This window comes from Sphingobium sp. GW821-FHT02B05, assembly GCF_059421905.1.
Map to the genome: position 1 here is coordinate 1 of NZ_JBWKVW010000016.1, position 21,044 is coordinate 21,044.

A 21,044-nucleotide genomic window follows, 5' to 3' on the forward strand; every position below is an offset into this window, starting at 1 on the left:
AGGGAGACGACACGACGAACGGATACAAGTACGATCCGTTGGGACAGAACGATTTGCGTCATGCTCGGTTCGATGACGTTAGATCGGTCGCAATGGCAATCGAGACAGTTAACCGACACGGCATCGACGAGTTGATTGGCGGTGCGATGAACGCACGTATGCTTGGCAACGTTGCGCCCTATCGTGAGGTCGTTCGGCGTGGCATCGCAGAATTGTCTGCGCTCCACGCCCATCTTGGTGTCACTTGATCGACTTTCACTGCCATATTGACCTCTATTCCGATCCTGAAGCCGTGCTCGCTGAAGTCGATGCACGGGGAACTTATGTCTTGGCGGTCACGACGACACCCAAGGCCTGGCGCGGAACGAAGAAGCTGGTGGGGGATCGCAAACGGGTTAGGGTTGCGCTCGGCCTGCACCCGGAGATCGTTTCGCAGCGCCATCAGGAAGTGCCGCTTCTTTGCGGACTCCTACCAGAGGCTCGATATGTCGGGGAAATCGGGATTGATGGAAGTCCGCCTCATCGCGAGTCGCTCAACCTACAGAAGACAGTTTTCGATCGCATCGTTGCCGAATGCGCGAACCTGGGCGGACGCATCATGACGATCCATTCTCGCGGCGCCGCCACCGCGGTATTCGATGTGCTCGAACGTCACCCTGACGCCGGAACCCCAATCCTTCACTGGTTCAGTGGAACAGTGAAGGAACTGGAACGGGCGATTGAATTGGGTTGCTGGTTCTCAATTGGACCTGCGATGTTGCGTTCGCGGAAGGGACGTGAATTGGCGGCGGCGATGCCGTTCGACCGACTGCTTACGGAGACCGACGCGCCTTTTGCTCGTGATGGGGATAACCCACTGATGCCGTGGCAGGCCTATGATTGCCTTGCCGATTTGGAAGCGATTAGCAGGGTCCCGCGCAAAGAACTTGCGTCGCGAATAAAGGGTAACCTACGGCGGCTGGCGGAGCGTTAGTAAGTGAAAGTATCGGTTGTAGGACCGGGCTGTTTGCTAGCGGCCCGGTCCGATCGGCAGGGTATTCTAAGCCGGGTTTGAGCGGCAGCTCATCACTGCAGAGCCCTGCTTCTTCAGAAACCAGCCACCCTTTTCCAGATTTAAGCCGACATTTCCCACAACAGCCGCTAAATTCCCATTCTGAGCCGTCCATTTCCCAAACTGAGCCGAAAACGCCAGCTCATGGCTCAGACGTCCAGATTGGCGACGTTGAGCGCATTGTCCTGGATGAACTCGCGGCGCGGTTCGACGACATCGCCCATCAGGCGCGTGAAGATTTCGTCGGCGACGTCCGCCTGCTCCACCTCGACCCGCAGCATCGATCGATTGTCCGGGTCCAGCGTGGTTTCCCACAGCTGTTCCGCGTTCATTTCACCCAGTCCCTTATAGCGCTGGATGGCGAGGCCCTTGCGCCCGGCGGTCAGGATCGCGTCCAGCAGTTCGCTCGGCCGCGTGACCATCGCGCCCTTGGTCGGCGCGGCGGGCAGGTCGTCGTCGTTCGCTTCGGCCGCCAGCGCCTTGACCGTGATCAGGCGGCTGGGCGTCAGATAGCTGGCGGCATCTTCGGCCGCGATGCTGTGCAGCTTGCGTGCCTCCGCCGATCCGACGAACCCGGCCTCGATCACATGATGGTCGGTGACGCCGCGCCACAGCCGCTGGAAATGGAATCCGCCTTCTTCGGCGACGCTGCCGGTCCAGCGGCCTTCGGAATCCTGCGCACCCATCCAGGCGACCGTCGCCGCCAGCCGTTCGGCTTGCGCGTCTGCCGACAGTTCGGGGTCCAGTGCGCCATTCAGGCTCAACGCCTCGATGATCGCGGGATTATAGCGGCGCGGCACATAGCGCATCACCGCGCGCATGCGACGGGCATGTTCGATCAGGCTGCGCAGATCTTCCCCGGTGCGCGGTCCCTTGGCGGTTTCCAGCGCCATCGATTCGACGCCATTGTCGACCAGATATTGCTCCAGCGCCGCTTCATTCTTCAGATAGACTTCGGACCGGCCCCGCGTCGCCTTGTAGAGCGGCGGCTGGGCGATATAGAGATGCCCGCCCTCGATGATCTGCGGCATCTGGCGATAGAAGAAGGTCAGCAGCAGCGTGCGGATATGCGCGCCGTCGACGTCCGCGTCGGTCATGATGACGATCTTGTGGTACCGCAGCTTTTCCAGGTTGAAATCGTCGCGGATGCCGGTGCCCATCGCCTGGATGAGCGTGCCGACTTCCTTGGACGAGAGCATCTTGTCGAACCGCGCGCGCTCGACGTTCAATATCTTGCCCTTCAGCGGCAGGATCGCCTGATTGTGCCGATTGCGCCCCTGCTTGGCCGATCCGCCCGCCGAATCGCCTTCGACCAGGAAGAGTTCGGACTTGGCGGGATCGCGTTCCTGACAGTCGGCCAGCTTGCCGGGCAGGCTGGCGATGTCCAGCACGCCCTTGCGGCGGGTCAGTTCACGCGCCTTCTTCGCCGCCTCGCGGGCGGCAGCGGCGTCGATCACCTTCTGCACGATCATCTTGCCGTGCGCCGGATTTTCCTCCAGCCACTCGGCCATCTTGTCGGCCATCAGGCTTTCGAGCGGCTGGCGCACTTCGGAACTGACCAGCTTGTCCTTGGTCTGCGAGCTGAATTTGGGATCGGGCAGCTTGACCGACACGATGGCGGTCAGGCCTTCGCGCATATCCTCGCCGGTAAGGCTCACTTTCTCCTTCTTCAGCGCGCCCGACTTTTCCGCATAATTGTTGAGCGTGCGGGTCAGCGCCGCACGGAAGGCGGCCAGATGCGTGCCGCCGTCGCGCTGCGGGATGTTGTTGGTGAAGCAGAGGACGTTCTCGTAATAGCTGTCGTTCCACTCCAGCGCGACATCGATCGTCACATCGTCGCGGGTGCCCGAAATCGCGATCGGCTCCGGCATCATCGCCGACTTGTTGCGGTCGAGATATTTCACGAAGGCCGCGATGCCGCCCTCGTAGAACAGCTCGACCTCCTTCTTCTCCTCATGGCGCGCATCGACCAGAAACAGGCGCACGCCGCTGTTGAGGAAGGCCAGCTCGCGATAGCGATGCTCCAGCTTCTCGAAATCAAACTCGGTCTGGTTCTTGAAGGTGCCGCCGTCGCCAGGCGCCTTTTCGGTCGACGCCAGGAAGGTGACGCGCGTCCCCTTCTTGCCCTCTGGCGCATCGCCCACGATCTTCAGTGGCGCGGTCGCATCGCCATAGGCGAAGCGCATCCAATGTTCCTTGCCGTCACGCCAGATGTTGAGGTCCAGCCATTCCGACAGCGCGTTCACCACCGAAACGCCCACGCCATGCAGGCCGCCCGACACCTTATAGGCATTGTCGTCGGACGTATTTTCGAACTTACCGCCCGCATGCAGCTGGGTCATGATGACCTCGGCCGCCGACACGCCTTCTTCCTTGTGGATGCCGGTCGGGATGCCGCGGCCATTATCCTCCACGCTGACCGACCCGTCGGGGTTCAGCGTGATGGTGATCAGGTCGCAATGCCCCGCCAGCGCTTCGTCGATCGCATTGTCGCTGACCTCGAACACCATATGGTGCAGGCCGCTGCCATCGTCGGTATCGCCGATATACATGCCCGGCCGCTTGCGCACGGCGTCGAGGCCCTTGAGCACCTTGATGCTGTCGGCGCCATATTCATTGCTGTTGGGGGAGTTTACGGGTTCTTCGCTCATGCCGAGCATATAGGGAAAGCGGGCATGAAACTAAAGCGAAACATGGCACCTTTCGCTGGCATCCGGCGCGGTCTATCACGGCATATATGCGCATCGTCCCCGCCCTGCTGATCCTGCCCCTGCTGGCCCTTGCGGGCTGCTCGCGCAGCAATGACGTTTATGAGGAATTGCCCAACAGTTCGCTGGCCGGCGCCCCGCGCGCCGACGTGACGGAAAGCCGCATGGATGCGCCGGTCGCGCGGCCGGTGACGATCGGGGAAGATGGCGCCCGCATGGATGCGTGTGGGGGCCTTGGCCAGGTGACCCGTGTCGGCGCGGGTGGTTTGGCGTTGCGCGCCGCACCCTTTGACGATGCAAAGCCGTTGGCGGTGTTGGTGGAGGGGCAACGGGCATGGATATGCACGCGCAGCATCGACCAGAAATGGCTGGGTGTGGTCGTTCCCCCGGCCCGCGCCCCCGGTCAGCCGGCCGAAGAGGGCGATTGCGGCGTCGCGTCCCCCGTGGAACGCAAACGGCCCTATGCCGGCCCCTGCGCCAGCGGATGGGTCGCCAGCGCCTCTATACGGTCGATCGCGGGCTGAACGATCACTCGATCCCGGTGAAGACCAGCTTCTGCACGCGCCGCCCCGTATTCACCTCGGTCGCGTAGATATTGCCTTCGCTATCCGTGTCGATGCTGTGCAGCCAGGTGAATTGCCCCGCCTGCCGTCCGACCCGGCCGATTGCGCCCAGTACGGCATGCGTCTTGCGCTCCAATATCCAGATGCGTCCGTTCATCATGTCCGCGACATACATATAGGTCTGCTGCGGGTCGGGTGAGAAAGCGATGTCGGTGACCGTATGGGTGCCGCCCGTCTCGGGCGCCACCGCGACGTCCCGCACGAAGGTCAGGCCGCCATCCTTCTCCCGCTTGAACAGTTGCGCGCGGTTGTTGTTGCGGTCGCAGACATAGAGATGGCCGTCCTTCGTGGGCACCACGCAATGGACGATGCTGCCGAACATCGCAGCCTGTGGGTCCGCGACCTGGCTGGGGTCCACGGCATGGCTCTGGTCGAACGCGCCTTTCAGCACGGGGCCGCTGGGGGCCTTGCCATAGGCGCCCCATCGTCCCTTATATGCGCCGCTCTTCGCGTCGAAGCCGATCACGCGCCGGTTGGTATAGCCGTCCGACATCAGCACCATGCCGTCCGAATGATTGACGTCGGACGGATTGCCCAGCTGGTCGGTCGCATCGTTACCGCCGGTCTTTTCGCGCCGCCCGAAGCTGCGGATATATCGGCCTTCCGGGCTATAGTTCATGACCACATGGTCGCCACCGCCATTGCCGCCGAACCAGACGCTGCCGGCCCCGTCCACGAAGATGCCGTGCAGGCTGCTTGGCCACTGGTTCACGCCATCGATCGTCGGCGCCATCGCCGCCCCGCCCCAGCCGCCGATGTAGCGGCCATCCTTGCCGAAACGCACCACCGGCGGCGCCGGCTTGCAGCAGGCGGCGATGGGCGGATTCTGGGCCAGCCCGGTATCGGTAGCGGTCAGGCTATGAGGCCGATGCACCACCCAGACCGAATCGTCCGGTCCCACCGCCACGCCGCTCACCTGCCCCAGCAGCAGGTCGTCGGGCATCGCCGGCCAGGCGGCGTCGACCTTGAATCGGGGCATCTTCGTGCCCGCAGGCGCCACCTCTTCGAAGCTGAGCGGGGCGAGCGCAGGCGCGTGTGGCGCCGACGCGGCGGTCAGCGGCAGGATCAGGATGGCGGCGAGGAAGGGGCGCATGAAAGATGCTCCTGGATCGGGAATATGTGCCGGATCATGCCCGTCTGCCTGCCCCGGTCAATCGCCAAATGCCCAGTTTCAAAGAGAAAATGACCGGCCGACGATAGGAAAGTGTCGGCCGGTCGAGGGGGCATCGCGTCAGGTCTGAGCCGGACGCTCCGCCGGGGCAATTTGAAAGAAGGGCAGGGCATGGTGGACGATCCAGCCGATCGTCGCGGCATAAAGGATGGTGCCCACCCCCACCGTGCCGCCCAGCATCCAGCCGATCGCCAGCACGGCGATCTCTATGCTGGTGCGCACCCATTTGACCGGCCAGCCGGTACGGCGGCACAGGCCCGTCATCAACCCGTCGCGCGGCCCCGGTCCCATTCCCGCACCGATATAGGCACCGCCGGCGATGCCGTTGAGGACGATCCCGGCGACCAGCCACAGGCCGCGCATCGCATAGCCTTCCGGTATCGGCAGGATCGCCAGAGACAGGTCCACTACCGTGCCGATGACCAGGATATTGGCGATCGTGCCGATACCCGGCCGTTGCCGAAGCGGCCACCAGAGCAGCAGCACGATGGCGCCGATCAGGTTGACCGTCATGCCAAAGCTGAGGCCAAGGCGCGGCGCCAGTCCCTGATTGAGGACATCCCAGGGCGACAGGCCCAGATTGGCGCGCAGCATCAGCGCCATGGAAAAGCCGTAAAGGGCAAGGCCCCAGAAAAGCTGAAATAGGCGGCGCTGCATCATGACCAGGCTTATTCCGCACAATTGGCCTTTTCCAAAAGGACCAGTCTGGCGTAAATGGCCTTGATCGATCATTCCATTGGAACGACTGCCATGTCCACTTCCCTGCTCCGCCCGCCTTCCCTGCTTCGCCTGCTTGGCGCCTGGCGCGCGCAGGACAGCGCGGAGCCGGCCTATCGCCAATTGGCGCAGGCGCTCCGCATGCTGGTGCTGGACGGGCGCGTGGGTCTCAATGTCCGCCTGCCGGGCGAGCGCGAACTGGCCGCCGCGCTCGGCCTGTCGCGCACCACCGTCGCGGCGGCATTCGACCGGCTGCGGGATGAAGGCTATCTGGAAAGCCGGCAGGGATCGGGCAGCGTCACCCGCTTGCCCGCCGGCAGCGGCGACATGCCGCCGGACGAGCGCGACGTAGGCGGCAGCAGCGGCAACCTGCTCAACTGGACCCATGCCGCCCTGCCCGCTGCGCCCGGCGTTGCGCGGGCCTATGCCCATGCGGTGGAGGCGCTGCCCGCCTATCTGGGCGACCTTGGCTATGATCCGCTGGGGATAGCGGTGTTGCGCCGGGCGATCGCGGCGCATTATGAACGGCGCGGCTGTCCCACTCATCCCGACCAGATCATGGTCACCAACGGTGCGCAGCAGGGTTTTTCGCTGTTGCTCAAATGGCTGGCCGGGCCGGGCGACCGGGTGGTGATCGACCATCCGACCTATCATAATGCGATTCAGGCCTTGCAGCGCGCCCATGTCGTGCCGGTGCCGGTCGGCCTGCCCGCGCAGGGGTGGGACGTGGACGCCATGGAGGCGGCCTTCCGCCAGACGTCGCCGCGCTTCGCCTATGTCATCGCCGATTTCCACAATCCCACCGGGCGCAGCATGGACCCGGTCACGCGCCGCGCGCTGGTCGCCGCCGCGACGCGCAGCCATACGCCACTGATCGTAGATGAAACCATGGTGGCGATGGGGCTTGATTTCGCACCGCCGCCGCCCGTGGCCATGCACGATCCGTCGGGGCGGCAGGTCATCACGCTTGGATCGGCCAGCAAGATTTTTTGGGGTGGGCTGCGCGTCGGCTGGATTCGCGCCGATCCGCAGACCGTCGCCGCGCTCGGCCGGCTGCGCACGACGATGGACATGGCCAGCCCGGTGGTGGAGCAGATCGCCGTCGCGCAACTGATCGACGCCGATGTGGGCCTGGGCGAACGGGCCGGCATGCTGCGGGCACGGCGCGACCATCTGCTGGGGCTTATCGAGCGGCGCCTGCCCCATTGGCGGGTCGAATCGCCGGCGGGCGGCCTGTCGCTTTGGGCGGAACTGCCGCGCGCGGAGGCGACGGCGCTGGCCGCGCTGGCCGAAAGTCTGGGCGTGCGCATCGCCGCGGGCCCACGCTTTGGCGTCAGCGGTGCGTTCGAACGCTTCATGCGCCTGCCCTTCACCCTGCCCGAGGATCAGCTGGAGGCCGGGATCGAGCGCTTGGTCGAGGCCGACGCCCGCCTCCATGCGCGCATGCCCAAGGGCCGCGATTCGCTCGCCATGGCGCTGGACGCGGATCGGTTGATATAGGGCAGTGGTAAGCAAAAAGGCCGCGTGGATGACTCCACGCGGCCTTTTCAAATTGCCAATTAAACTGCGAAAAACCGGCTTTATGCCGCCTTTTCCGCCTTGCTCGCCTTATAGCGTTCGATCGCTTCCAGCGTGATCTGCTTGGCGTCTTCCGCCCCGCCCCAGGTGCCGATGCGGACCCACTTGGTCTTTTCCAGATCCTTATAGTGGGTGAAGAAATGTTCGATCTGCTCCATCACGATGCCGGGCAGGTCGTCCTTCTCGCTGATGTCGGCATAATAGGGGAAGGTCTTGTTGTCCGGCACGCAGACCAGCTTTTCGTCGCCGCCCGCTTCGTCTTCCAGGTTCAGCACGGCGATCGGGCGGGCCCGCACGACGGAGCCGGGGACGAAGGGCGAGCGGGCGATGACCAGCGCGTCCAGCGGATCGCCATCGGGCGACAGCGTGTGCGGCACGAAGCCGTAATTGGCCGGATAGCGCATCGGCGTGTGCAGAATGCGGTCCACGAACAGCGCGCCGCTGGCCTTGTCGAACTCATATTTCACCGGCTCGCCGCCGACGGGGACTTCGATGATGACGTTCAGGCTGTTTGGCGGATCGTCGCCGACCGGGATCAGTTCGATGTTCATGGAAACGCCTTCTGCTTCATGTTGCGTTGGGAATGGCTTTAGGTTCTGGCTTTGAGCAGCTTGTCGAGGCTGCCTTCACCCTCTCCCGTCTTTTCCAGGCGCGGATAGCGCAGGCCACCTGAATAATCGAGTGTCAAAGTGCGATAATACTTGTCCTGCTTTAGGATGATCTGGATCGGCGCCTTGGCCTTGATCGCGGCTTTCCACACGTCGCCGGAATATTCGTCGCCATTGACCGCCAGGATCTTGGCGCCCGTCACCAGTCCCGCCTTGAACGCCGCGCTGTCCCAGATGACGCCGCTGACTTCGCCGTCATTCTTGACGATCGCACCGATGCCGAAACTCTGGTCGACCATCTTGCTGGCGCCCTCGGCCGCCTTGGTGATCGCGCCCGGCTCCTCGCCATAGACCAGCTTGTAACCGCCCAGGATGAAGCCGCCCTTGGGCGTTTCCTTGGTCGTGCTGTCGACATATTTCTGGAAGAAGCCGGTCCAGTCATAGGGCGCGATGGCATTGAGCGTCTTGATGACGTCGCCGCGATTATAGACGACCTGCCCCCAGTCGCCCGGATTGATGCCGAAGAAAGCCTTGGCGAAATCGTCGAGGCCCTTCTTGCCGCGCGTCGCCTTGGCAATGATCGCGTCGGCCTCCAGCCAGATCATCAGACCTTCATTATAATAATCCTCCGACCGCTGCCAGCTGGTCCAGCCCTTGGGCCGGCGGGCGGAGATCACGGGGTCCAGCGTGGTGTCCTCCATCGGGCGCCATTGGCGACCGACCGCCGTGTCCAGCTTGGCCGCGATCTGGGCATAGGCGTCCAGAGTTTCCTGCTTGCTGAACAGGCCCGACCGCGCGCCCAGCACATAGCCCCAGAATTGCGTCTGCCCTTCATAGACCCACAGGAGATTATCCTGCATCGGCACGTTGAAATCGGGCGTCCACAACAGGTCGGGGCGGCGGAACTTGCCGTCCCAGCTATGGGTGAATTCATGCGGCAACAGGTTGCGGTCCAGCAGCGCCTCGCCCTTGTCCCAGCTCTTGAAATAGCCCGGCTCCACCTGATTTTCGGAACTGCGATGATGCTCCAGCCCGATGCCGCCCATCTCGTCGGTAATGGCGAGCAGGAAATCATAATGGTTGAAATGATAGGTGCCAAACAGCGAACCCGCTTCGGCGACCAGCTTCCTGTGCTTGGCGATCTGCTCGGGCTTGTAGTCCAGCTCGTCGGCATCGTCCGCGACCAGGTTCAGCGTGACGTTGCTGCCCAGGTCCACCGCCTTGAAATGGGTGCCGGCGAACACCGGCGAATCCTGCAACGCTTCATAGTCGATGGTTTCATAGGCAATCGCATTGCCGCTCTTCGTGCCGCGCAGTGCCGTCGCGGCCTGCCAGCCGGCGGGATAGGTCACGGTCGGCTGGATCGGGATCTGCCGGGTATAATAGCCGGCCGGATAAAGCGACACGCTTTCCCACTGGATGTTCAGCATCTTGGGCGTCACCACGACGCGGCCCTGATTGGGCTGGGTCGCGGACAGGAACTGGAACTGCGCGACAACTTCGGTTGCGCCCTGCGGCACGTCGATCTGGAAGGCGAAGACGTTGAGCGGATCGCGCTTCCACGCCACGGTCTGGCCATTGACGGTAAAGGTCAGGCCGGTCAGTTTTTCGACCTGCCCGCGCGGCGCATGGTTGCCCGGCAGCCAGGCCGGCATCATCAGCGTCAACGGACCGGCAGCAGCGACCGGGATGGTTTCCTTCACGCGGAATATGCGCTGGACCGTGTCGGTCGCATCGACCTCCAGCTTGATGGTGCCGCCCGGATAGGGGATGTCCTTTGGTGCAGGTGCGCCGCTGTCGACGGGCAGGGCGGTCGGCTTGGACCGGATCGCGTCCTGCGCGAAAATCGGGCTGGCGATGGCCGTGGAAAGGCAAAGGGCGGCAGCGATGCTGCGGATCATGAAGGTCTCCAGAAATTTGGCGGGGCCGGACAGCCCTTATCCCTTTAGCATGGCGAGGGAGGACGGCGGCGTCCACCCCCTGATGGGCGGCCATAAAAAGCGCGTTTCCAAGGGGGTGAATTGCCGTTAAAGGCGCTGCCCCATGGCGAGACAAGAAACCCCGCGTCCGGTACGCGGCACACAGGACATGTTGGGCGGCACGGCGGAGGCGTTTGCGGAACGCTTCGCCCATGTGGTCGCGACGTTCGACCGGGTGCGCAAACTCTATGGTTTCCAGCGGGTCGAAGTGCCGGTGTTCGAATCCACCGCCGTCTTCGCCCGGTCGCTGGGCGAAAGTACCGATGTCGTCTCGAAGGAAATGTACACGTTCGAGGATCGCGGTGGCGACAGCATCACGCTACGCCCCGAATTCACCGCCGGCATCAGCCGCGCCTACATCACCGAAGGCTGGCAGCAATATGCGCCGCTGAAGGTCGCGACGCACGGCCCGCTGTTCCGCTATGAGCGCCCGCAAAAGGGCCGTTTCCGGCAGTTCCATCAGCTCGACGCCGAAATATTGGGCGCGGGCGAGCCGGGTGCAGACGTCGAACTGCTGGTGCTGGCCGACCAGTTGCTCAGGGAACTGGGCGTCTCCGAAGGCGTCACGCTCAATCTCAACACGCTGGGCGACGGGCCGAGCCGCGACGCCTGGCGCGCCGCGCTGATCGCCCATTTCGAAGCGCATCGCGATCAATTGTCGGAAGAAAGCCTCGACCGGCTGAACCGCAACCCGCTGCGCATCCTGGACAGCAAGGACCCGCGCGACCGCCCGGTCGCCGACAGCGCGCCGGACATCGACGCCTATTTGACCGACGAAGCGCGCAGCTTTTTCGAGAAGGTGACGAGCGGCCTGGATGCGGCAGGCGTGGCGTGGGAACGCAATGCCCGGCTGGTGCGCGGCCTCGATTATTATCGCCATACCGCGTTCGAATTCATCACCGATCGGCTGGGTGCGCAGGGGACGGTGCTGGGCGGCGGCCGCTATGACGGCCTCATTGAAAATCTGGGTGGTCCCTCCACCCCGGCGGTCGGCTGGGCGGCGGGGATCGAGCGGCTGGCGATGCTGATCGACACGCCCGCCATCGACAAGCCCGCCATAGTCCTCATTCCCATGGGTGAAGCTGCCGAAACGAAGGCAACGGGCATCGTCGCCGACCTGCGTCGCGCTGGTGTCGCATGCGACATGGGCTATCGCGGCAATATGAAGAAGCGGATGCAGCGCGCCAATGCGTCGGGTGCCGCCTGGGCCATCATCCTGGGCGACGACGAACTGGCGAAGGGCGAGGCTGCCGTGCGCAACCTGGGCACTGGCGAACAGCAGGCCGTGCGGCTGGATGCTTTGATCGGGACGGTGACGGCGCTCTGATGCACATTTCCGCCGAACGCATCGCGCAGATCGAGGCGCGCCGGGACGAGGTGCAGGCGGCAATGACGCGCGCCGACCTCGCGCCCGAAGCGTTCGTGCGGTTGTCGAAGGAATATGCGGAGATCGAGCCGGTCGCCCGCGCAGCGCATGAAGTGCGCCGCCTGCGGCAGGAACTGGCCGCGCTGGACGTGATGGCCGGCGGCGGCAGCGATCCCGACGCCGATCCGCTGATGCGCGAAATGGCGCAGGAGGAAATGCAGCTGATCCGCAGCCAGTTGCCCGGCGCCGAACGCGCGCTGGCGCTGCAACTGCTGCCACGCGACGCGGCCGATGCGCGTCCGGCCATGCTGGAAATCCGCGCCGGCACAGGCGGCGATGAAGCGGCCCTGTTCGCCGGCGACCTGTTCCGCATGTATCAACGCTATGCCGACGCGCAGGGCTGGAAGATGGAGCTGCTCTCGGCCAATGCGTCGGAACAGGGCGGGTTCAAGGAAGTCGTCGCCAGCGTCAACGGCACTGGCGTGTTCGCGAAGCTGAAATTCGAAAGTGGCGTCCACCGCGTCCAGCGCGTCCCCGCCACCGAAAGCGGCGGGCGCATCCACACCAGCGCGGCAACCGTCGCCATCCTCCCCGAACCGGAGGAAGTGGACGTCCAGATCGCCGATAGCGACCTCAAGATCGACATCTACCGCGCATCGGGTGCTGGCGGCCAGCACGTCAACACCACCGACTCCGCCGTGCGCATCACCCATCTGCCCAGCGGCATCGTGGTGACTCAGCAGGACGAACGGTCGCAGCACAAGAACAAGGCGAAGGCGATGCAGGTGCTGCGCGCCCGCATCTACGAGGCCGAACGCGAACGCACCCACAGCGAACAGGCCGGCGCGCGCAAGGCGATGGTCGGATCGGGCGACCGGTCCGAACGCATCCGTACCTATAATTTCCCGCAGGGCCGCGTCACCGACCACCGCATCAACCTGACTTTGCACCGCCTGCCCGAAATCCTGGAAGGACCGGGACTGTCGGACGTCATCAACGCGCTGGTGGCGGAGGATGAGGCCGCCCGCCTCGCCCAGCTGGACGGGGTGGGGTGACAGATTTTGGCCCTTTCCTTTCAAGGGATGGTTCGGGGTGGGTAGCGAGCGCAGCGAGCGTGCGGTCTTAACCGAGAATCTGAGGATCAAGGCATGACCATCCCCGACGCCCTGCGCGCGGCGACTGTCCAACTCGCTGTCGCAAGCGACACAGCCCGCCTCGACGCCGAACTTCTGATGGCCCATGCGCTGGGCCTTGCGCGCGGCGACCTGCTGCTGCGCCAGCGCGACCTCGCCGTCCCCGAAAGCTTTGCCGCCCTGCTCGCCCGCCGGCTGGATGGCGAGCCGATCGCCCATATCACCGGCATGCGCGATTTCTGGACGATCAGCCTGACCGTCACGCCGGACACGTTGATCCCCCGCCCGGACAGCGAAACGCTGATCGAGGCGGCGGTCGATCATTTCGCCGGCCGCGCGCCCGCCTCCATCCTCGACCTTGGCACCGGCTCCGGCGCCTTGTTGCTCGCCGCATTGGCGCAGTGGCCGCAGGCGCAGGGTCTGGGCATAGATGCTTCCTCCCCCGCCCTCGCCGTGGCGCAGGGCAATGCGGCGCGCCTCGGCATGGACGATCGGGCCGCCTTCCGCCTCGGTGACTGGGCGCGGGATGTGGATGGCCCCTTCGACCTGCTGCTCATCAACCCGCCCTATATCGTCGCCGACCTCGCTTTGTCGGGCGATGTGCTGCACGAACCGGCCAGCGCGCTGTTCGCAGGCACCGATGGCCTGGACGATTATCGCCGCATCGCGCCAGACCTCCCGCGCCTGATCGCGCCGGGCGGCATGGCGGCGATCGAAATCGGCTATGATCAGAAGGCCAGCGTCTCGGCCCTGCTGCACGAACAGGGTCTGGATATCGTCGCCCGGCGCGATCTGGCGGGGCATGATCGCTGCCTCATCGCCACCCGTCCTGGACTGAACAAGGGGTGATTTACCATCGGACAAGCGAAAATTGCTTGGTTTATCCGTGGAAAGCCATTACATCGATTACAGGAACGGCTCTATCTTGTGACATGATCGTTTAGATCGTTGATAGAAAAGGCCGATTTTCTGCTCCTTATAGTCATGACGGCGCTCGCTGCGCAGGCGCCGGTGGCAGCTGGGGGAATGATCCGAAGGATCATGCCTGGCGGAGCCGAATACGGCCTGAAGAGCAGGCTGTGCTTGGGGATGGCGACTGAACAGTGTTTTCAGTGAATTTTGTCATAGCGAACGCAAGGATCATATCTTGATCAACAACCGGCAGGCCGGCCGCCGCAATCGCGGCCGGAACAATAACAACGGACGTCCCAACGGCAACAATCGGGGCGGTGGCGACAACGGTAACCGCATCGACAACCGCGCCCGCGGCAACGCGACCCAGCTTCTTGAGAAATACAAGAATATGGCGCGCGATGCCCAGATGGCGGGCGACCGCGTCAATGCCGAATATTATCTGCAATTTGCCGATCATTATTTCCGCGTGCTCGCCGACAATCGTGCCCGTCAGGAGGAGCAGCAGCAGCGCTACCGCCCTCGTGAGGAAGGCAATTTCGACGAAGATGGTGACGATTTCGACACCGGCTTCGACGGCAATGACGATTTCCGCGCCGACGCCCAGCCGCAATATGACCGCACGCCGCGCGACCAGGGTCAATATGATCGCGCACCCCGCGATCGCGCCGATCGTCAGGGTCAGGGTCAGGGTCAGGGTCAGGGTCAGGAAGAAGGCCGTGAAGCCCGCGAGCCGCGCGATCATCAGCGCGACAATCGCGATGGCCGTGGCCCGCGCAACAATGACCGCCGCGACCGTCCCCGCCGTGACCGTTTCGTGGCGGATAGTGACGCGCCGCAGCAGGAACTGGGTGTGGAAGGTCCGGCCGGCAATCCCGCGATCGACGCGCCGCAGCCTGTAGCCAAGCCCAAGCCGCAGCTTCGCCCCCGCGCCGAACCGCAGCCTGTCGCTGCCGCCGCCGAACCAGAAGCCGCCGAAGCGCCCCGCGCCCGTCGTGGTCGCCCGCGCAAGGCCGCTGCCGAAGAAAGCCAGGAAGGGCTGGACCTCGCCGTCCTGCCGCCCTCGATCGCGCGCGCCGACAATGATGCCGAAACGGCCGAGGAAGCGCCCAAGAAGCGCACCCGTCGCCCGCGCGCAGCGACCGAAGCCGCCGAATAAGCGATCGGCGGACGGAAAAAAAGGGGACGGCGCCATGCGGTGCCGTCCCCTTTTTCGTCGCCCGCATCTTTTCGGCAGGGCGTGACGAAGCCAGCTTTGCAACTGGCTCGCAATCCGGCACAAGGCCTTCACATATCTGGAGAGTTGCCGATGAAAGCCGCGCATCTGCTGTCCCTGCTGCTGACCGCCCTCCCCGCTTCCGCTCTGGCCCAAAGCCAGAGCGCGGCCGACCCGACCGGCGCCACGGCGCAGGGCGACGTCGCCGTCACCATCTATAATGGCGGCCAGTCGCTGGTGCAGGATGACCGGCAACTCGCCATGACCGCCGGCCGCAACCGCGTCGAATTTCCCGACGTGTCCGCGCGCATCCGCCCGGAAACGGTCAACCTGTCCGGCCCCGGCCTCGCCATCGTCGAACAGAATTTCGACTATGATCTCCTGTCCCCCGACAAGCTGATGGACAAGGCGGTCGGGCAGGAGGTGACGTTGATACGCACCAATCCGGCGACCGGCGCGGAAACGCGGGAACGGGCGAAGGTGCTGGCGGCCAATGGCGGCATCGTGCTGCAAATCGGCACCCGCATAGAGGTATTGCGCGACGACGGTCTGCCGGTGCGCGTGGTGTTCGACCGGGTACCTGCCAATCTGCGCGCGCGCCCGACCCTGTCGGTCACGGTGCAGGCGGATCGCGCCGGCACGGTGCCCGCCCGCCTCTCCTACCTCACGCCCAATCTGGGCTGGACGGCCGATTATGTCGCCCTGTTCGACGCGGCCAGGCAAGCGATGGACATGCAGGGCTGGGTCACGCTCACCAACAACACCGGCACGACCTTCACCAATGCCAAGACCATCCTGGTCGCGGGCAACCCCGCCAATGGCGGTGGTCGCTCCAACTGGTGGCAGGGGTCGAGCGGCGCGATCGATCAGGCCGGCACCCAAAGCGGCCCGCGCGAACGGCTGGGCGACTATTATCTCTATCCGCTGGCCGCCCGCACCACGATCGCCAACGCCCAGCAGAAGCAGGTCAGCTTCCTCGAAGTGAAGGGCGCTCCGGCGCGCGCCACCTATGAATATGTCAATGGCTGGCTCGGCAGCGCGGCCGAACCGATGAGCGCATCGAGCGTCCTCAAATTCTCGACGTCGAAGGATGGCGGCCTCGGCGATCAACTGCCCGCCGGCACGATCCGCGTCTATATGCGCGACGCACGCGGCAATCCGCAATTTATCGGCGAAAACAGTATAGACCATACGCCGATGGGCTCCTCCATGGCGCTGCGCACCGGCGAAGCCTTCGACGTCAAGGTCCGCCCGACCGTGGAACAGCGTATGAAAAAGGGCGGCAGCCGCTGGGAAACCAGGATGCGCTACACGCTGACGAACGCCCGGCCCGAAGCGGTGACGATCGACCTTGCCCAACAGGGTCTGTGGGGCGACACCCGCGCCACTGCCCAGACTTTGGAAGGCAAGCGCGTTTCGGCCGACCGGATGGAATGGAGCGTACCCGTACCCGCCAACGGCACGGTCGATCTCGGCGTCACCTTCGATTCGCGCTACTGACCGGAGCGGCGCCCGCGTGTCGCGACTCCTGATCATCTTCCTCCTGTGGGCGATCGCGGTCCCGGTTCGGGCCGGCACGATCGTCTCCCCGCGCGCCGATTCGGTCTCCGTCACCGTCTATCGCGCACCGGGCCGGGCAAAGGGCGCGATCGACCGCAACTGGCCAGGCGGCTATGCCCTCATCACCGAAATCCGGGAGGTCGACCTGCCGCAGGGCGAATCGACGATCCGGTTCGAAGGCGTCGCCGAAGGGCTAATGCCCGAAACCGCGATCCTGGCCGGCATGCCGCGCGGCGTGCGCGAAAAGAATCGCGACGCCCGCCTCCTCTCGCCCGCCGGGCTGGTCGACGCCTATCTCAAGCGCAGCGTCACGCTCCGCCGAACCGATCGCAGGACCGGCAAGGTGACGGAGCAGGATGCGATCCTCTCTGCCGGGCCGATGGGCGGCGTCATCGTCCAGACGGCGCAGGGCTATGAAGCGCTGGGGTGCAGCGGCCTGCCCGAACGCATGCTCTATCCCCGCGCGCCCGCCGCCCTGTCGCCGCGCCCGACCCTGTCGATGATCGCGTCGAGCGACCGACCGACCCGTGCGCGCCTCGAACTCACCTATCTGGCCGAAGGGTTCGACTGGGCCGCCAACTATGTCGCCGACATGCGGGAGGATGGCAAAGGGCTGGACCTGATGGCCTGGCTCACGGTCGCCAATGGCGGCGTCACCGGCTTTGCCGACGCGCAACTGAACGTCATCGCCGGTCAGCCCAACAAGCAACGCCGTGGCGTCCGGCCCCGCCCCACCGGCGGTCCGCTGCGCCTGCGATGCTGGCCGATGGACATCACCAGCACTCATCCGGTGTGGGAACTGTTTCCGGTTCAATTGACAGAGCCGATGATGATGGAAGGCGCGCAGGACGTCGTCGTCACGGCCCAGCGCCGCACGAACCGCCTGTTCGCGCCGACGCCCGTCATGGCCCCGCCGCCGCCGCCTCCCCCACCACCCCCGCCTCCTGAAGATGTCGGCGACCTCAAGCTCTACCGCGTGCCTGTCACCGTCGATGTGGCGGCCAAGGCGCAAAAACAGGTCGCGCTGCTCCGCCAGGCGGGCGTGAAAGTCGAACGACTCTACGGCGCCAACATCTTTGCCCCGACCAGCGGGGCGATTCCGATGACGCTGCGTCTGCGTGTGCAAAATCGCAAGGAAGACGGGCTTGGCCTCGCCATGCCATCGGGGCAGGTCGCCCTGTTCGAACAGGTCCAGGGCCTGCGCCTGCTCGCCGGCGAAGCCGATATCGGCGACAAGGCGGAGGGCGAACGCATCGATTACGACCTGAGCGCCAGCCCCGACGTTCGCATCCTCGTCCAGCAGACGGCGCAGGCGCGCAAGAGCCGCGACTGGACCCTGACGCTCAGCAACGCCCGCGCCTTCCCGATCGTGGCGGAGGTCACCATCCCCCACGATATCAGCCCGCGGCCGACAGACATGGAACGGCGCGGCAACGCCTGGGTCTGGCGCGTAACGGTGCCCGCCAATGACAAGATCGCCCGGTCCTACCGCGAAGCGTTGCGGCGGTAAGGACAATATCCAGGATCCGTCCGCTTCGACGCGAACGGTGATGGCGCAAAGCCCGACGCCAATCTCGCCGGACGGTCAAACCACAGGCAAGGGTCGCGGCCGATGCTCCGTATCCAGCGCCACGAAGGTATAGACGCCGCTGGTCAGTACCACTTCCTCCAGTTCGATGCCGCGCGTCGCCACCACGTCGATCCGGATCGCGACCGACGTCCGGCCGCGCCGTTCTTCGGTCGCATAGACCGACACGACATCGCCCAGCAGGATCGGGGTGATGAACGTCATGCTCTCGATCGCCACGGTCGCCACCGCGCCCTGCGCGATCCGCGACGCGACGATGCCGCCGGCGATGTCCATCTGGCTGAGCACCCAGCCGCCGAAAATATGGCCATTGGCGTTGATGTCGGTCAGGTGGGGGACCAGACGCAGCACCACCTCACCGCGTTTCGCGCCGGTTTCTGCCTCAATCGTCAAGCGGCACCTCGTCCTTCGCCCTGTCCATCACCTGATCGTCATGCCCGGTTCCGCTCGATAGAAAGGCCAGCGCCATCAGTCCGGTCCCCAGCATGAAGGTCAGCCATACGCCCAAAATCGTGGCGATCACCATATGTATCGGCAGGTCGCCGGACCGCCGGTGCAGGAAGAATAACGCTATCGCGACGCACAGCGCACCACCCAATGCCATCCACGCCATCATGCGCCGGAACCGCGCCCAGGCGGTCGCCGCGATTTCCGGGTCATCCAGGGCCTGTTTGCGCGTCATCCCTTTATTTTGCGCGTGGAAAGTGGGATCATCAAGCGTCCATGGGAAATGTCTCAGACAATGGAGAGTGGTCATGACCATCGCAGCGATTTTGCAGGGCAAGAACGACGTCATCAGCGTGCATCCGGACGATGGCGTGCAATCCGTCGTGCAACTGCTTGCGGAGCGACGAATCGGCTGTGTCCCGGTGGTCGACAATGGCCAAGTGGTCGGCATCTTCTCCGAACGCGACCTCGTCTATCGTGTGGCGACGGACGGGCCGGCCGCGCTGGACCACAGCGTCGGGGAGGTGATGACCGCTCCTGCCATCACCATCGCGGACGACACGCCCGTCATCCATGGCCTGTCGCTGATGACGAAGCGGCGCATCCGCCATCTGCCGGTCGTGGTCGACGGCGCGCTGGTGGGCATGATCTCGATCGGCGATCTCGTCAAATATCGCATCGACAGCATCGAATCGGAAGCGGCTTCGCTGCGCGATTATATCCAGACGGCGTGAAAGGGCAGGGCGCTCGCCTTATGCGGGCGCCTGCATCGGTGGCGCCCGGCGAACCACCAGCGCCACCAACTCCATCAACGTCCCGCGCGCGCACAGCATCAATGCGGCAAGGAAGGCCAGCCCGCCTGCCGGCACCAATATGCCAAGGCGCACCGGCGCAGCCAGCGGCGGCAAGAGGCGATCGACCATCATCACCACGCCGGCCATCAGCACGGCGCAGCCCAGCCCCGGCGCCGCGGCGCGAATCAGGTCGACGAATCGCAATCCCATCGGCCCCCCGGCCAGCCATGCGGTCACGCCCGTCAGCACGGGGAAGGCCGCCAGCCAGGCCCAGGCCAGGCCGATCGCCCCGAACTGGATGCCGATCAGGAAAGCGACCGGCATCAGCACCGCGCCGACCGCCGCGACCCGCGCGGTGGTGCCGGGTCGGCCCAGAGCATTGCTGACCGGCGCGAACATCACCTGCAAGGTCATGAACGGCATGGCCAGCGCCAGGATCGCGACGAAGGGCGCCATTTCCAGCCATTTCTGCCCGAACAATGTCTCGACCAGCGGCTCCGCCGTCACTGCCATGCCCAGGTAAATGGGACAGGTCAGCAGCAACAGCAGCTTTACCGCCTTGCAGAAGGACCAGGCCACGCGGCGCACATCCTTCTGCATCCGCGCATAGGCGGGGAAGGCGACGTCGTTGAGCGGCGGCACGAATTTGCTGACGAAAATCTGGGTCAGGAACAGCGCTTCGGCATAGAGGCCCAGCTGGTGCGGTGCCAGCACCCGGCCGCCGATGAAGATATCGGCCTGGCTCTGGACGATCCAGAACAGCTGACCGCCCAGCAAGGACGCGCCATAGGCGACCATCGCGCCGGTCCCGCGAAAATCGAAACTGGGGACGGGCTTGAACCCGGTGGCGACGACATAGCCCATAGCCTTGACCCAGAAACCCGCGATCGGCGCCCACACCAACGTCCACACCCCCCATCCCGACAGCGCGCCGGTGAGCGCCATCGCGGCGGAGGCTATGGCGGCGATCAGGTTCACCAACGCCGGGCGCCTGAAATCCAGCGCCCGGCCCATGATGGCTTCAGGCACGGAGATGAACGGGGTGGACAGGTAGAGCAGGGCCTGCACGCGCAGCAGGTCGGCGACCATCGGCTGGGCATAATAATCGGCGGCCAGCGGCGCGATGGCCAGTTGCAGCAGCGCGAGCGCGCCATTGAGCAACAGCATGATGGTAAAGGCCTGCCGCAAGCGGTGCGGCTCGACCTTGTCCGACTGCACCAGTGCGCTCACCAGCCCATAGCCGTTCAGGAAAGTGGCGAAATTCAATATCACCTGGGTCATGGCGAACAGGCCATAATCCTTGGGGTCGAGCAACCGGATGACGGCCAGCGTCACCACCCAGCTCATCATCTGCGACAGGATCTGGCTACCCGACCGCCAGAAGATGGCGCTTCTGATGCGTGCGCCGAAACCCGCGTCATTCGCGTCGGCATCCTGCAATGTCATTGGGTTACCATTCCCGTCCTTGTAAGCGCTGTAGAACAGGCTTTACCCGACAACCCCCAAAAAAATGTGAAACAAAAATGCAAAAAGGGTTTGACGGTTCGGGCTGACCCACCTAGAGGGCTTTTCACCGGACGGGGCGCTGCCATC

At 64.6% G+C, this 21,044-nt stretch carries 19 protein-coding genes; 11 read left to right on the plus strand and 8 right to left on the minus strand.

Annotated features, from left to right (window positions below; all coding sequences use genetic code 11):
• Positions 1 to 248, plus strand: a 248-nt coding sequence (locus AC07UX_RS20640; RefSeq protein WP_495193840.1) for a hypothetical protein, incomplete at its 5' end; no start/stop codon positions are given.
• Positions 245 to 973: a Qat anti-phage system TatD family nuclease QatD gene (gene qatD, locus AC07UX_RS20645; protein WP_495193841.1), complete on the plus strand. Its 729-nt coding sequence runs from the start codon at positions 245 to 247 to the stop codon at positions 971 to 973. The genes AC07UX_RS20640 and qatD, both read left to right, overlap by 4 nt.
• 227 nt (positions 974 to 1,200) lie before the next feature.
• On the opposite strand, the gene gyrB is transcribed toward qatD, so the two are convergent.
• Positions 1,201 to 3,702 (minus strand): DNA topoisomerase (ATP-hydrolyzing) subunit B, encoded by a 2,502-nt coding sequence (gene gyrB, locus AC07UX_RS20650; RefSeq protein ID WP_495193842.1) that lies wholly within the window; start codon positions 3,700 to 3,702, stop codon positions 1,201 to 1,203.
• A gap of 86 nt (positions 3,703 to 3,788) precedes the next feature.
• On the opposite strand from gyrB, the gene AC07UX_RS20655 reads away from it, so the two are divergent.
• Entirely contained in the window at positions 3,789 to 4,283 is a 495-nt protein-coding gene (locus AC07UX_RS20655; RefSeq protein WP_495193843.1) for a hypothetical protein, read from the plus strand.
• A 4-nt stretch (positions 4,284 to 4,287) separates the two neighbouring features.
• Here AC07UX_RS20655 and AC07UX_RS20660 read toward each other — a convergent pair whose 3' ends face one another.
• Together AC07UX_RS20660 and yczE are read right to left on the minus strand one after the other, a co-directional pair.
• Positions 4,288 to 5,475 (minus strand): NHL repeat-containing protein, encoded by a 1,188-nt coding sequence (locus AC07UX_RS20660; RefSeq protein WP_495193844.1) that lies wholly within the window; start codon positions 5,473 to 5,475, stop codon positions 4,288 to 4,290.
• 138 nt (positions 5,476 to 5,613) lie between these two features.
• Entirely contained in the window at positions 5,614 to 6,213 is a 600-nt protein-coding gene (gene yczE / locus AC07UX_RS20665; protein ID WP_495193845.1) for a membrane protein YczE, read from the minus strand.
• Positions 6,214 to 6,303: 90 nt separating this feature from the next.
• Here yczE and yczR point away from each other — a divergent pair, with 90 nt between their 5' ends.
• Entirely contained in the window at positions 6,304 to 7,770 is a 1,467-nt protein-coding gene (yczR, locus tag AC07UX_RS20670; RefSeq protein ID WP_495193846.1) for a MocR-like transcription factor YczR, read from the plus strand.
• Positions 7,771 to 7,850: 80 nt separating this feature from the next.
• On the opposite strand, the gene ppa is transcribed toward yczR, so the two are convergent.
• Both ppa and AC07UX_RS20680 read right to left on the minus strand, forming a co-directional pair.
• Positions 7,851 to 8,399 carry an inorganic diphosphatase gene (ppa, locus tag AC07UX_RS20675; RefSeq protein WP_495193847.1) on the minus strand — a complete coding sequence of 183 codons (549 nt, stop codon included), beginning with the start codon at positions 8,397 to 8,399 and terminating at the stop codon, positions 7,851 to 7,853.
• A gap of 38 nt (positions 8,400 to 8,437) precedes the next feature.
• A complete protein-coding gene (locus AC07UX_RS20680) occupies positions 8,438 to 10,357 on the minus strand; it encodes a M61 family metallopeptidase (RefSeq protein WP_495193848.1) in 1,920 nt (639 codons plus the stop codon).
• A gap of 142 nt (positions 10,358 to 10,499) precedes the next feature.
• Between AC07UX_RS20680 and hisS the strand changes: the two genes are divergently transcribed.
• The 6 genes from hisS (at position 10,500) to AC07UX_RS20710 (ending at position 18,132) form a co-directional block, all read left to right on the plus strand.
• The gene (gene hisS, locus AC07UX_RS20685; protein ID WP_495193849.1) at positions 10,500 to 11,762 is read left to right on the plus strand and encodes a histidine--tRNA ligase; all 1,263 of its coding nucleotides are present in this window, start codon (positions 10,500 to 10,502) and stop codon (positions 11,760 to 11,762) included.
• Positions 11,762 to 12,856: a peptide chain release factor 1 gene (gene prfA / locus AC07UX_RS20690; RefSeq protein WP_495193850.1), complete on the plus strand. Its 1,095-nt coding sequence runs from the start codon at positions 11,762 to 11,764 to the stop codon at positions 12,854 to 12,856. Before hisS ends, prfA begins: the two co-directional genes overlap by 1 nt.
• 93 nt (positions 12,857 to 12,949) lie before the next feature.
• Positions 12,950 to 13,783 carry a peptide chain release factor N(5)-glutamine methyltransferase gene (prmC, locus tag AC07UX_RS20695; protein WP_495193851.1) on the plus strand — a complete coding sequence of 278 codons (834 nt, stop codon included), beginning with the start codon at positions 12,950 to 12,952 and terminating at the stop codon, positions 13,781 to 13,783.
• Positions 13,784 to 14,081: 298 nt separating this feature from the next.
• Entirely contained in the window at positions 14,082 to 15,005 is a 924-nt protein-coding gene (locus tag AC07UX_RS20700) for a DUF4167 domain-containing protein (protein ID WP_495193852.1), read from the plus strand.
• Between the two features lie 150 nt (positions 15,006 to 15,155).
• Complete coding sequence (locus tag AC07UX_RS20705; protein ID WP_495193853.1) at positions 15,156 to 16,562, plus strand: DUF4139 domain-containing protein; 1,407 nt, start codon at positions 15,156 to 15,158, stop codon at positions 16,560 to 16,562.
• Between the two features lie 16 nt (positions 16,563 to 16,578).
• Positions 16,579 to 18,132, plus strand: a complete 1,554-nt coding sequence (locus tag AC07UX_RS20710; protein WP_495193854.1) for a DUF4139 domain-containing protein — start codon at positions 16,579 to 16,581, stop codon at positions 18,130 to 18,132.
• A gap of 75 nt (positions 18,133 to 18,207) precedes the next feature.
• On the opposite strand, the gene AC07UX_RS20715 is transcribed toward AC07UX_RS20710, so the two are convergent.
• Both AC07UX_RS20715 and AC07UX_RS20720 read right to left on the minus strand, forming a co-directional pair.
• Positions 18,208 to 18,603: an acyl-CoA thioesterase gene (locus tag AC07UX_RS20715; RefSeq protein ID WP_495193855.1), complete on the minus strand. Its 396-nt coding sequence runs from the start codon at positions 18,601 to 18,603 to the stop codon at positions 18,208 to 18,210.
• Positions 18,593 to 18,892 carry a hypothetical protein gene (locus AC07UX_RS20720; RefSeq protein ID WP_495193856.1) on the minus strand — a complete coding sequence of 100 codons (300 nt, stop codon included), beginning with the start codon at positions 18,890 to 18,892 and terminating at the stop codon, positions 18,593 to 18,595. Before AC07UX_RS20720 ends, AC07UX_RS20715 begins: the two co-directional genes overlap by 11 nt.
• A 73-nt stretch (positions 18,893 to 18,965) precedes the next feature.
• Here AC07UX_RS20720 and AC07UX_RS20725 point away from each other — a divergent pair, with 73 nt between their 5' ends.
• A complete protein-coding gene (locus AC07UX_RS20725; RefSeq protein ID WP_495193857.1) occupies positions 18,966 to 19,391 on the plus strand; it encodes a CBS domain-containing protein in 426 nt (141 codons plus the stop codon).
• 18 nt (positions 19,392 to 19,409) lie between these two features.
• Here the strand turns inward: AC07UX_RS20725 and AC07UX_RS20730 are convergent, their stop codons facing one another.
• Complete coding sequence (locus AC07UX_RS20730) at positions 19,410 to 20,897, minus strand: lipopolysaccharide biosynthesis protein (protein ID WP_495193858.1); 1,488 nt, start codon at positions 20,895 to 20,897, stop codon at positions 19,410 to 19,412.
• Positions 20,898 to 21,044 lie beyond the last annotated feature (147 nt).